Annotated in this window: 11 protein-coding genes; all 11 read right to left on the reverse strand. The window is 72.9% G+C overall.

What is annotated here, in order from left to right:
* Window positions 1-68: 68 nt before the first annotated feature.
* Complete coding sequence (locus ACI79D_RS24620) at window positions 69-563, reverse strand: hypothetical protein (RefSeq protein ID WP_456921166.1); 495 nt, start codon at window positions 561-563, stop codon at window positions 69-71.
* Window positions 564-685: 122 nt separating this feature from the next.
* The gene (locus ACI79D_RS24625; protein ID WP_456921167.1) at window positions 686-1,900 is read right to left on the reverse strand and encodes a PQQ-dependent sugar dehydrogenase; all 1,215 of its coding nucleotides are present in this window, start codon (window positions 1,898-1,900) and stop codon (window positions 686-688) included.
* Between the two features lie 22 nt (window positions 1,901-1,922).
* Window positions 1,923-2,981 (reverse strand): polyprenyl synthetase family protein, encoded by a 1,059-nt coding sequence (locus tag ACI79D_RS24630; RefSeq protein ID WP_456921168.1) that lies wholly within the window; start codon window positions 2,979-2,981, stop codon window positions 1,923-1,925.
* On the reverse strand, window positions 2,981-4,531 hold the full coding sequence (nuoN, locus tag ACI79D_RS24635; RefSeq protein ID WP_456921169.1) for an NADH-quinone oxidoreductase subunit NuoN: 1,551 nt from the start codon (window positions 4,529-4,531) through the stop codon (window positions 2,981-2,983). Before nuoN ends, ACI79D_RS24630 begins: the two co-directional genes overlap by 1 nt.
* 14 nt (window positions 4,532-4,545) lie before the next feature.
* A complete protein-coding gene (locus ACI79D_RS24640) occupies window positions 4,546-6,162 on the reverse strand; it encodes an NADH-quinone oxidoreductase subunit M (RefSeq protein WP_456921170.1) in 1,617 nt (538 codons plus the stop codon).
* Window positions 6,163-6,232: 70 nt separating this feature from the next.
* Window positions 6,233-8,128: an NADH-quinone oxidoreductase subunit L gene (nuoL, locus tag ACI79D_RS24645; RefSeq protein ID WP_456921171.1), complete on the reverse strand. Its 1,896-nt coding sequence runs from the start codon at window positions 8,126-8,128 to the stop codon at window positions 6,233-6,235.
* Between the two features lie 16 nt (window positions 8,129-8,144).
* Window positions 8,145-8,444, reverse strand: a complete 300-nt coding sequence (gene nuoK, locus ACI79D_RS24650) for an NADH-quinone oxidoreductase subunit NuoK (RefSeq protein WP_456921172.1) — start codon at window positions 8,442-8,444, stop codon at window positions 8,145-8,147.
* Entirely contained in the window at window positions 8,441-9,271 is an 831-nt protein-coding gene (locus ACI79D_RS24655) for an NADH-quinone oxidoreductase subunit J (RefSeq protein ID WP_456921173.1), read from the reverse strand. The genes nuoK and ACI79D_RS24655 overlap by 4 nt, the downstream gene beginning before the upstream one ends.
* Window positions 9,268-9,915, reverse strand: coding sequence for an NADH-quinone oxidoreductase subunit NuoI (gene nuoI / locus ACI79D_RS24660; RefSeq protein WP_456921174.1), 648 nt, complete (start codon window positions 9,913-9,915; stop codon window positions 9,268-9,270). The genes ACI79D_RS24655 and nuoI overlap by 4 nt, the downstream gene beginning before the upstream one ends.
* Complete coding sequence (gene nuoH, locus ACI79D_RS24665; protein ID WP_456921175.1) at window positions 9,908-11,374, reverse strand: NADH-quinone oxidoreductase subunit NuoH; 1,467 nt, start codon at window positions 11,372-11,374, stop codon at window positions 9,908-9,910. Before nuoH ends, nuoI begins: the two co-directional genes overlap by 8 nt.
* Window positions 11,371-12,087, reverse strand: coding sequence for a molybdopterin dinucleotide binding domain-containing protein (locus tag ACI79D_RS24670; RefSeq protein WP_456921176.1), 717 nt, complete (start codon window positions 12,085-12,087; stop codon window positions 11,371-11,373). Before ACI79D_RS24670 ends, nuoH begins: the two co-directional genes overlap by 4 nt.
* Window positions 12,088-12,202: the final 115 nt, after the last annotated feature.

Below are 12,202 nucleotides of genomic sequence, written 5' to 3' on the forward strand. Positions count from 1 at the left end.
GCCCGGGAACCTGGTTCCCGGGCGCCCCTCGTGTTGGTGCGTGAGGTCAGCCCCTCACGGCCGGCGGTTCAGTGGTGGTCGTGGTGGTCGTGGTCGCCGTTGTCGCCGTTGTGGCCGTTGTCGCCGTTGTCCTCGTCCACGACCTCGACCCACTCGGACGCCGAGTCCAGCTCGTCGTCGCCGTCGCTGATGGTGACGGTCACCTCGACCCAGTCACCGGCCTCGGCCGGGTCGTCGCTCTCCTTGTCGAGGGTGACGGTCTTGTCGTGCTCATCGCCGTCGCAGTCGAGGTCGACGTCGTCCTTCTTGTACTCGCTGTCGTTCTCGGACTTCACGTCGGCCGAGATCTCGTCGTCGTCGTCGTCGTCCTCGCACTTGTACGTGAACGTGACGTCCAGCGTGTCGCCGTCGTCCCCCAGCTCCGCCTCGTCGTCGATGCTGACGACCTCGGCCCAGGCGTCGTCACCGTGGTCGTGGTCACCACCGGCCCAGGCGGGCGCGACGCCGGTGAACACCAGTGCCGTGGCGGCGGGGAGTGCGAGGAGCAGTCGGGAGCGGCGCATGGAGATTCCCCTTCGTGCGCGACCGAGCTGGCGGCCGTAGGACTCTGACGTCGGCCACCATTACGAATCGATGACTTTTGTCACAACCCCGTGACCTGGAACTCTCGACGGCGGCGGATCCGTCAGGCGCGTGGCGCGACCTGGAGTATCTGATCGCTCCCGTTCCCGTTGTCGGTCGTGACGTACAGGTCACCGTCGCTCCCGAGCTGCACGGTCCGGATCCGGCCGTACGTGCCCTCGAACTGGGGCAGCCGGAACTGCTCGAGCAGCCCGCCGTCGTCCGCGACCCGCAGCGCCAGGACGCCCTGCCCCTTGAGGACGCCGAGCAGCAGCAGGCCCTCGTAGGCCTGCCACCGGTCGCCGTCGAGGAAGGTGGCGCCGGAGGAGGCGATGGTCGGGTCTCCGGAGGCCCAGGTGGCGGGGAGGACGTCGGGCAGCGACAGGTCGGTCATCGGGATGAACTCGCCGTAGCCGGGGCCGTGGGGAGCGAAGCCGCCGTTGCCGCCCGCTCGCAGCAGCGTGACCTCGTCGTCCCGGTCGGGGCCGTGCTCGGCGGCGTAGACCTGGCCGGTCCCCGGGCGCACCGCCAGCCCCTGGACATTGCGGTGCCCGTAGGTCCACACCCGCGGCTCGGCCCCCGGCCGACCGGCGAACGGGTTGCCCGGTGCCGCCTCCCCGGTGGCGGGGTCGATCCGCAGCACCTTGCCGGCCAGGGTCCCCAGGTCCTGGGCGTTGTCCGGGTCGGCGATGTCGCCGGTGCCGACCAGGAGCGCGCCGGTGGTGTCGAAGCGCAGCCGGCAGCCGCCGTGCCGGCCGATGCGCTCGTTGACCGGGATCCCGCCGAGCAGGGGGTCGGCGACCCGGGTGGCGCTGCGCCAGCCGTCGTCCACCGTCCAGGCGACCACCGCGACGGAGCGGTCGTCGCCCTCCTGCCGCCCCTGGCAGGTGTAGAAGCGCCGGTTCTTCGCGAAGTCCGGATCGAGGACCAGCCCCATCAGGCCGGTCTCCCCGCGCGCGAAGAGGTCGGCGAAGTCGGCGTCGACCTCCTGGATGGTGCCGTCGGGCAGGACGGCGGTGAGCCCGCCGCCCCGCTCGTCGAGCAGCAGCGTCCCGTCGGGGGCCTGCGCGAGGTCCCACGGGTGGTCCAGCCCGTCGGCGACCACCGTGACGTCGAGGGCTGGGACGACCGGTGGCGTGGTCGCCGTCGGGGACGCCGGCGTGCTGCTGCCAGGAGACGTCGTCGGCGGGGAGGCCGGAGCCGGCTCGTCGCCCGGCGCGCCCCCGGAGCAGGCGGCCAGCAGCAGGACGGCCCCCATGCAGGTCAGACGGGCGTGCACCCGCCCAGCATGCCCGGAGAGCTCAGCTGGTGCGCGTCACGACGTAGTCGCACAGCGCCCGGAGGGCGTCGCGGACCGGCCCCTCCGGGACGTCGGCCAGCCGGGCGCGGGCCCGGTCGGCGTACTCCTGCAGCACCCCGGTGGCCCGCAGCAGGCTCGCCGACGAGCGCAGCAGCGCGAGCGCCTCGGCGTGCTCGGCGTCGTCGGTGATCGGCCGGGAGACCAGCTCGCGCAGCCGTGCCTCGGCCGGGTCGTCGCCGGCCAGGGCGAACAGCGCCGGCAGGGTGGCGATGCCCTCGCGCAGGTCGGTGCCCGGCGCCTTCCCGGAGGTGCCGTCCTGGCTGACGATGTCGAGCAGGTCGTCGGAGAGCTGGAAGGCGACCCCGACCTCCTCGGCGAAGGCGGTGAGCGCCGCCACCAGGTCCTCCCCCACGCCGGCGAAGGACGCGCCGAAGCGGGCCGAGGTGGCCACCAGCGAGCCGGTCTTGTCGGCCAGCACCTGCAGGTGGTGGGCCACCGGGTCGGCGCCGGGGCGGGGGCCGACGGTCTCCAGGATCTGGCCGGTCACCAGCCGCTCGAAGGTGCGCGCCTGGATCCGCACCGCCTCGGGGCCGAGGTCGGCCAGCAGGTCGGAGGCGCGGGCGAAGAGGAGGTCGCCGGTGAGGATGGCGATGCTGTTGGACCACCGGCTGTTGGCGCTGGGCGCCCCCCGGCGGACGGCGGCCTCGTCCATGACGTCGTCGTGGTAGAGCGTCGCCAGGTGGGTGAGCTCGCAGACGACCGCCGCCTCGGTCACGCCGGGAGCGCGGGGGTCCCCGAGCTCGGCGGCCAGCAGGGCCAGCAGCGGCCGGAATCGCTTGCCCCCGGCGGCCACCAGGTGCCCGGCGGCCTCGGAGATGAACGGGTGCTCGCTGTCGACGGCGGTGAGCAGGGCCTCCTCGACACGTGCCAGCCCCTCGGCGAGGCGCGGGCCGAGGTCCCCCTCGGGCAACCACGGCCCGATCGTCGAGGCGGGGGTCGAGATCCGCTGCCAGGTCTCGACCGGGGTGTCCCCGTCGACGGCGGCGCTGGCTCCGGTCATCAACCGACGAAGATAGCCGCCTGCTCGGCCATGTCGAGCACCGCCCCGGGCACGATCCCCAGCACCAGCGTGGCCGTGACGGTCACGGCGAGCACGATGGTGGTGGGCAGCCCGGGCACCCCGACGGTCGGGCCGTCGGCAGCCGGCTCGGAGAAGTACATGAGGACGATGACCCGCAGGTAGAAGAACGCCGCCACCGCGCTGGTCAGCAGCGCCACCACGACCAGCGGCCACGCGCCGTCGTCGATCGCGGCCCGGAACACGGCGAACTTGGCGGTGAACCCGCTGGTGAGCGGGATCCCCGCCAGCGCCAGGAGGAACAGGGTCATGACGGCGGCGATCAGCGGCGAGCGCCGGCCGAGCCCCGCCCACTTGGCCAGGTACGTCGCCTCGCCGTCACCGTCCCGGACCAGCGTCAGCAGGGCGAAGACCCCGAGCGTGGTCAGGCCGTAGGCCAGCAGGTAGAACATCGTCGCGCCCAGCCCGGAGTCGGTGCCGGCCGCGCCGCCGCCGTAGCCGATCACGCCGGTGAGCAGGAAGCCCGCGTGCGCGATGGAGGAGTACGCCAACATCCGCTTGAGGTCGGTCTGGGTGAGGCCGAGGACGGCGCCGACGACCATCGAGACGATGGCGATGCCGTACACGATCGGCCGCCAGGTCCACTCGCTGGTACCGAAGGCCACGTAGAGCAGCCGGAGGATGGCACCGAACGCGGCGACCTTGGTGCAGGCACCCATGAACGCGGTGACCGGCGTCGGGGCGCCCTGGTAGACGTCCGGCGTCCAGGAGTGGAACGGCGCCACGCTGGCCTTGAACAGCAGCCCCACGATCAGCAGCGCAAGGCCCAGGACCAACAGCACGTCGCTGCCACTCGCCGCGGCCGCCGCCCGGATGTCGGAGAGCCGCACGCTGCCGGTGGCGCCGTAGACCAGGGCCAGGCCGTAGAGGAAGAACGCCGAGGCGAACGCGCCCAGGAGGAAGTACTTGAGCGCCGCCTCCTGGGAGAGCAGCCGGCGGCGGCGGGCCAGCCCGCTCATCAGGTAGAGCGGCAGGCTGAGCACCTCGAGCGCGACGAACATGATGAGCAGATCGTTCGACGCGACGAACAGCATCATGCCGCCGACGGCGAAGGTGGCCAGCGGGTAGACCTCGGTCTGCACCCGCGGGGCGGTCATCAGCTCGCGGTCGCGGGGGCTGCCCGCGGGCACCGCGGCGGCCGCGACGAACGCCGAGCCGGCCGGGTCCAGCGAGCGCTCGGCGAACAGCAGGATCGACAGCGCCCCGAACCCGGCGATGGTGGCCATCAGGAAGACCGCCGGGCCGTCGACGGCGAGCGCGCCACCGGCGGTGACCTCCCGCGACCCGGCGAGCAGCAGGCTGGTCACCAGGCCGCCGACGGTGCCGAGGAGGGCGACGGCGACCTGCACCGGGTGGCGGACCTCCCGCGGGGCGAACGCCTCGACCAGGACCCCGACGCAGGCGGCCCCGAACACGAGCAGCAGCGGCGTGAGGGCGCCCATCGACAGGCTCGGCGCCTGGATCGCGTCCACCGCGCTGACCATCATCAGTTCCCCCCGTCGGTGGTGGCCGGCTGCACGCCGGCGGGGTCCGCGCCGACGTCGCTCATCGTCGCGGCGACCGCGGGTTCGATGAGGTCGAGCAGCGGCTGCGGGTAGACGCCGAGCGCGATGATCAGCGCGACCATCGGCGCGGCCACGGCCAGCTCCCGGCGGGACAGGTCGCGCACCCGCAGCCGCGCCGGCGCCGGCGCCGGGGCGGTCAGGGTGGCGGTGCCCCCGCCCTCGGCCGGGGTCGCCGTCGTCCCCGAGGGCTCGAGGAGCACACCGCGGGGCGGGCCGTGCATGGTGCGCTGGTACATGAGCAGCACGTACAGGGCGGCCAGGATGATGCCGACGGTCGCCAGCACCGTGTAGGCGGGGAGCTCCGGGAACGACCCGATCAGCACGAGGAGCTCGCTGACGAAGCTGTTCGTGCCCGGCAGCGACAGCGTGGCCAGGCCCGCCACGAGGAACACGCCGGCCAGCAGGGGCGCCTGCGCGGCGACGCCGCCGTAGTCGCCGATCAGCCGGGAGCCGCCGCGGGCGATCAGCATGCCGACCACCAGGAACAGCAGCCCGGTCGCGATGCCGTGGTTGACCATGTAGAGCACCGCGCCGGTGGCCGCCTCGGTGGTGAAGGCGAAGATGCCCAGCGCGATGAAGCCGAAGTGGGCGATCGAGGTGTAGGACACCAGCCGCTTCATGTCCGACTGGCCCATCGCCAGCAGCGCGGCGTAGAGGATGCCGACGACGGCGAGCACGAGGACCAGCGGGGCGAGGTCCCGCGACGCGTCGGGGAACAGCGGCAGGCAGTACCGGATGAACCCGAAGGTGCCGACCTTGTCCAGGACGCCGACCAGCAGCACCGCGCCGCCGATGGGGGCCTCGGCACCGGAGTCGGGCAGCCAGGTGTGGAAGGGCACCAGCGGCGCCTTGATCGCGAAGGCGACGAAGAAGCCGAGGAACAGCAGCTTCTGCACGCCCGGGTCGATCTCGAGCTGGCGCAGCGCGTCGAAGGCGAACGTCCCCTCCCCCAGCTGGCTGTTGCTCACCACGTACAGCCCGATCACCGCGGCCAGCATGACCAGGCCGCCGACCAGGCTGTAGAGGAAGAACTTGACCGCCGCGTACTGCCGTCGCGGCCCGCCGAAGCTGCCGATCAGGAAGTACATCGGGACCAGCATCGCCTCGAAGAAGACGTAGAAGAGGAAGACGTCGGTGGCGGCGAAGACGCCGACCAGCAGCGCCTCGAGCAGCAGCAGCCAGGCGAAGAAGGTGCGCATGGAGCGCCGGGTGGTCGGGGTGTCCCGCCACGAGGCGACCACGACCACCGGCACCAGGACGCCGATGAGCAGCAGCATGACCAACGCGATGCCGTCGACGCCGAGGGCGAAGTCGACGCCGAAGTCCGGGATCCAGGGGACCGACGTCGTCAGCTGGAACCGCGGGCCCGCGGTGTCGAAGGCCACCGTGGCCAGGACGGCCAGCAGGAGCACCAGGCCGCTGACGCCGAGCGCGACCTGCTTGGCGAGGTCGTCGCGGCCCTTGGGCAGGGCGGCGACGACGGCCGCCCCGGCCGCGGGCACGACGATCATCGCCAGCAGCCACGGGAAGTCGGTCACGACGTCGCCTCTCGGTCCGTGGGGAACCCCTGCCGATCGCTCCCGCCCGGCGGCAGGAGGGTGGAGCGGCTCATCCGGCCGTCACCGCCAGCAGCGCGCCGGCGACGACGACCGCGCCGCCCAGCATCGACAGGGCGTAGGAGCGCACGAAGCCGGTCTGCGTGCGGCCGAGCCGGGACGACGAGCCGCCCAGCGTCGCGGCCAGCCCGTTCACCGCGCCGTCCACCCCGCGGTTGTCGACGAAGACCAGCGCGCGGGTCAGCCACTGGCCGGGCCGCATGAACAGCGACTCGTTGACCGTGTCGGCGTACAGCGCGTGGCGGGCGGCCCGGACGGGCAGGGCGACGCGCGCCGGCGCGGTCACCGGGACCTCGCGGCGGCCGACGAACAGCCACGCGGCGCCGACACCGAGCAGCATCGCGAGCGTCACGAACACGCTCACCAGCAGTGGCGCGACCACGTGTTCGGCGACCTCGGGCTCACCGAACACCGGCGCGAACCACTCCTCCAGCGGGAAGGCCACCACCAGCAGGAACCCGGCGACGACCGAGCCGACGGCCAGCACGACCATCGGCACGGTCATGACCGGCGGCGCCTCGTGCGGGTGGACGCCCTCCTCCCACCGCGGCCGGCCGAAGAAGGTCATCAGCATCAGCCGGGTCATGTAGAAGGCGGTGAGCCCGGCCGCCAGGATCGCCACCGTGCCCAGCAGGTAGCCCCAGCCGTCGCCGCGGTCGAAGGCGGCCTCGATGATCGCGTCCTTGGTGTAGAAGCCGGACAGGAACGGGAAGCCGATCAGGGCGAGGTAGCCCAGCCCGAAGGTGATGAAGGTGGTCCGCATCCGGGAGGCCAGCCCGCCGAAGCGGCGCATGTCCACCGAGTCGTTCATGGCGTGCATGACCGACCCGGCGCCGAGGAACAGCCCGGCCTTGAAGAAACCGTGGGTGAACAGGTGCGCCAGGCCCGCGACGTAGCCGACCGGGCCCAGCCCGACGGCCAGGAACATGTAGCCGATCTGGCTGACCGTCGAGTAGGCGAGCACCTTCTTGATGTCGTCCTGCGCGCAGCCGGCGATCGCGCCGATCGTCAGCGTGATCGCGCCGACGGCGAGCACGACGGCGCGGGCGGTCGCCGTCTCGTCGTAGATCGGGGCGCAGCGGGCGATGAGGTAGACGCCGGCGGTGACCATGGTCGCGGCGTGGATGAGCGCCGAGACCGGGGTCGGGCCCTCCATCGCGTCCGGCAGCCACGCCTGCAGCGGGAACTGGCCGGACTTGCCACACGCGCCGAGCAGCAGCAGCAGGCCGAGTGCGGTGACCGTGCCACCGGCCAGCGTGCCGACGGCGCCGAAGACGCCCTCGTAGCTGACCGTGCCCAGCTGGGCGAACATCAGGAAGATCGCCAGCGCCAGGCCGACGTCGCCGACCCGGTTCATGATGAACGCCTTCTTCGCCGCGGTCGCCGCCGACGGGCGGGTGTACCAGAAGGCGATGAGCAGGTACGACGCCAGGCCGACGCCCTCCCAGCCCACGTAGAGCATCACGAAGTTGTTGCCGAGGACCAGCAGCAGCATCGCCGCGACGAACAGGTTGAGGTAGGCGAAGAACCGGCGGCGGCCGGGGTCGTGCGCCATGTACCCGACCGAGTAGACGTGGATGAGCGCGCCCACGCCGGTGATCAGCAGCACGAACGCCGCGGACAGCGGGTCGTAGAGCAGGCCGGCGCTGACGTCCAGCGAGCCGGCCGAGACGAAGGTGAACAGGTCGACGCTCACCGCGCGCCCGTCGAGCTGGAAGGTGCAGACCAGGCCGATGACGAACGCCACGACCACCGTGGCCACGCCCAGCAGGTGGCCCCAGCGGTCGGTGCGGCGCCCGCCGAGCAGCAGCACGGCGGCACCGGCAAGCGGCAGCGCGATCAGCAGCCAGGACGCGGAGAGCAGCCCGTCGGCGGGCACAGTTTCCATCGACCGGTCCCCGTTCTCAGTACTTGAGCAGGTTGGCGTCGTCGACCGACGCCGACCGGCGGGTCCGGTAGATCGACATGATGATCGCGAGGCCGACGACGACCTCGGCCGCGGCGACGACCATGACGAAGAACGCCATGATCTGGCCGTCGACGGTGCCGCCGGCCCGCGCGAAGGTGACCAGCGTGAGGTTCACCGAGTTGAGCATCAGCTCGATGCACATGAACACGACGATGGCGTTGCGTCGCACCAGCACCCCGACCGCGCCGATGGTGAACAGGATCGCGGCCAGCACCAGGTAGTTCGCGGGGCTCACGGCCGCTCCTCCGGTGCCGGGTCGAGCGTGCCGAGCGCCGCGTCGGGGCTGCCGAGCTCCGCCCGGCCGGTGGGACGGGGCATCTGCTCGACCTCCTGGGGGTCGATGCCGGTGGCGAAGCTGTCCTCGGCCGGCCGGCCGTCGGGCAGCAGCGCCGGGGCGGCCACGGAGTTGGCCCGGGCGTAGACGCCGGGCCCGGGCAGGGTCTGCGGCCGGTCGGTGAGGAACCGCGCCCGGGAGAGCTCCTTCTGCGTGCGGCGGCTGCCGGGCTCCCGCTCGATGTGCGCCAGCACCATGGCGCCGACCGCGGCGGTGATGAGCAGCGCGCTGGTGACCTCGAACGCCAGCAGGTACCGGGTGAACAGGACCTGGGCGACCACCTCGATGTTGCTGGTGTCGCCGCCCTGCACCGCCGCGAGCCCGACGAGCGGGAGGTCCTGGGTGGCCCGGGCGATGCCGGCGCCGACCAGCCCGGCGAACCCGATGCCGAGCACGATCGCGGCCACCCGCTGCCCGCGCAGGGTCTCCACGACCGAGTCGGAGGAGTCCCGGCCGACCAGCATGAGGACGAACAGGAAGAGGATCATGATCGCGCCGGTGTAGACGATGATCTGCACCGCACCGAGGAACGGCGCCTCCTGGACGACGTAGAAGACGCCCAGCGCCAGCATGGTGTTGACCAGCCACAGCGCCGAGTGGACGGCGTTGCGCGAGAGCACCATGCCGAGCGCGCCGGCCACCGCGATCGGGCCGAGGATCCAGAAGACGACGGCCTCGCCGGTGCCGATCTGCACGCCCCCGTCGGCGGCCGCGGCCAGCGCGCTCACACCCGCTCCTCGGTGACGGGCTCGGCCGGCGATGCCGGGTCCGGCGTCCGGACGTAGTAGTCGCGCTCGTCGTCCCCCAGGCGCATGGGGTGCGGCGGTGCCTCCATGCCGGGCAGGAGCGGGGCCATGAGCTGCTCCTTGGTGTAGATCAGGTCCTGCCGGTTGTCGTCGGCGAGTTCGAAGTCGTTGCTCATCGTCAGCGAGCGGGTGGGGCAGGCCTCGATGCACAACCCGCAGAAGATGCAGCGCAGGTAGTTGATCTGGTAGACGCGCCCGTACCGCTCGCCCGGTGAGTAGCGGGCGTCCTCGGTGTTGTCGCCGCCCTCGACGTAGATGGCGTCGGCCGGGCAGGCCCAGGCGCACAGTTCGCACCCGACGCACTTCTCCAGCCCGTCGGGGTGCCGGTTGAGCACGTGCCGCCCGTGGTAGCGCGGCTTGGTCACCTTGGGCACGTACGGGTACTCCTCGGTGGTCACCTTGCGGAAGATCTGCGCGAAGGTGACCCCGAAGCCCTGGGCCGGGCCGGGCAGCCGGCTGGACCGCTTGACCGGGCCCGCGTCCCCGTCGCGGCGCGCGAGCTCGCCGCGGGCGGCCTGGGCCAGGCCCTTCTCGCTGCCGTCCGCGGACGGGTTCTGCTCAGGCATCGCCGTCCTCCTCTCCGGTGCGGGCGCCCCGCCGCCCGGTGCTGACGACCCCGCCGGCGGCGACGGTGTCCCGGCTGCGCAGCCGTGGGGACGGCGGCACTGCCAGGTCCATGGGCGGGACGGGGAAGCCGCCCTCGGCGCGGCTGGGACCGCCGGCCGGGCGGCGCCGCGGCCCGGTCGGCGGCAGCACCTCCGGCTCGGCGTCGGTCGGGTGGATCGACCCCGCGGCGGCCTTGGTGGCCGCGATGCGGGTGTCGCGGTTGCTCACCCGGCTGGCCACGAGCAGCCCGGCGAGGACCAGCAGCGCGATGGGGACGCCGACGAACAGCGCCACCTGGCCGGTGGACAGGTCCGCCTCGCGGGCCACGGTGCGCATCGTCGCGACGGCGAGGATCCAGACCAGCGCCGTCGGCACCAGCACCTTCCAGCCGAAGCGCATGAACTGGTCGTAGCGGAGCCGGGGCAGCGTGCCGCGCAGCCAGATGAAGACGAACAGCGCGACGACGACCTTGAGGAAGAACCACAGCAGCGGCCACCAGCCGCTGTTGGCGCCGTCCCAGATCGACAGCGGCCACGGTGCCCGCCAGCCGCCGAGGAACAGCGTCGCGGCCAGCGCCGAGACGGTGACCATGTTGATGTACTCGGCGAGGAAGAACAGCGCGAACTTCAGCGACGAGTACTCGGTGTGGAAGCCGCCGACCAGCTCGCTCTCGGCCTCGGGCAGGTCGAACGGGGCGCGGTTGGTCTCGCCCACCACGGCGACGCAGTAGATGACGAAGGAGACCGGCAGCAGGATCGCGTACCAGCCGGGTCCGGTGAACTCCAGCCCGAAGAAGGACAGCTGGGTGCCGTCGGCCTGGGCGGCGACGATCTCCGAGGTCGACATCGAGCCGGCGTAGAGGAACACCGCGACGATCGACAGCCCCATCGCGATCTCGTAGCTCACCATCTGCGCGGCGCTGCGCAGGCTGCCCAGCAGCGGGTAGGTCGAGCCGGAGGCCCAGCCGGCGAGCACGATGCCGTAGACGCCCATCGCCGAGCAGGCGAGCACGACCAGGACACCGATGGGGGCGTCGGTCAGCTGCAGCGGGGTGCGCTGGCCGAAGATGCTCACCGTCGGGCCCAGCGGGATCACCGAGAAGGCCAGGAATGCCGGGATCGCGGCGATGACCGGGGCCAGGAAGTAGACCGGCTTGTCCGCGAGCGCCGGCATGATGTCTTCCTTGAACGCCAGCTTCAGCCCGTCGGCGAGGCTCTGCAGGTAGCCGCGGGGGCCGACCCGGTTGGGGCCGATCCGCTGCTGCATCCGGGCGACGACCTTGCGCTCGAAGACGATCGCGAACAGCGTCATCAGCACCAGGACGACGAAGACGCCGACGATCTTGATGAGCACGATCCACCAGACGTCGTGCCCGAAGTCGGCCAGGGTGGGCTGGTTCTCCGCCGCCAGCACGGTCACGAGGCCCCTCCCGTCGGGGTGGCAGGGGTGGGTCCAGGAACGGTCGCGAGGCGGACGACGCCGCCGGGGGGTGTGCCGAGTGAGGTCCTGACCTCACTGCCGGGTGAGCGCATCGGCAGCCAGACCACCTGGTCGGGCATCTCGGTGACGAGCACGGGCAGGGTGACCTCCCCCATCGCGCCGCAGACGGTGAGCGGGTCGCCGTCGGCCAGGCCCAGCCGGCGGGCGACGTCCTTGCCGACCCGGACGACCGCCGGGCGGGCGGTGCCGGCCAGCTCGGGCTCGTCCCGCTGCAGCGTGCCGACGTCGAGCAGCTGCCGCCAGGAGGCCAGCACCGCCTCGTCCTCGGCCAGCGGCGGGTCCGCCGGCGGGGCGACGTCCAGGCCGGTGACCTCGGGCCGGACGGCGAGGGCGCCGAGCGCGGCGAGCTCGGCGCGGGCCACCTCGGGCGCGGGCAGCCGCAGGTCGACGTCGAGCTCGTCGGCCAGCCCCTGCAGCACGCGGCCGTCGGGCAGCTGGCCGGTGCCGTGCAGCGTGGCGTCGAAGGACCGCAGCCGGCCCTCCCAGTCCAGGTAGCCACCGGCCTTCTCCGGCGCGGCGGCCACCGGGAGGACGACGTCGGCGTACTCGGCGACCGCGCTCGGGAACAGCTCGAGGCTGACCACGAAGTCGGCGTCGGCCAGGGCCGCCAGGGCCAGCTGCGGGTCGGGCAGGGGGGGGGGGGGGGGGGGGGGGGGGGGGGGGGGGGGGGGGGGGGGGGGGGGGGGGGGGGGGGGGGGGGGGGGGGGGGGGGGGGGGGGGGGGGGGGGGGGGGGGGGGGGGGGGGGG

It is taken from the genome of Geodermatophilus sp. SYSU D00708 (assembly GCF_054050115.1).

Bases quoted from the DNA above. Each gene is read 5' to 3' on its own strand.
- ACI79D_RS24620 (WP_456921166.1), bottom strand. From the start codon at position 563: ATGCGCCGCTCCCGACTGCTCCTCGCACTCCCCGCCGCCACGGCACTG.
- ACI79D_RS24630 (WP_456921168.1), bottom strand. From the start codon at position 2,981: ATGACCGGAGCCAGCGCCGCCGTCGACGGGGACACCCCGGTCGAGACC.
- nuoL (WP_456921171.1), bottom strand. From the start codon at position 8,128: ATGGAAACTGTGCCCGCCGACGGGCTGCTCTCCGCGTCCTGGCTGCTG.
- nuoI (WP_456921174.1), bottom strand. From the start codon at position 9,915: ATGCCTGAGCAGAACCCGTCCGCGGACGGCAGCGAGAAGGGCCTGGCC.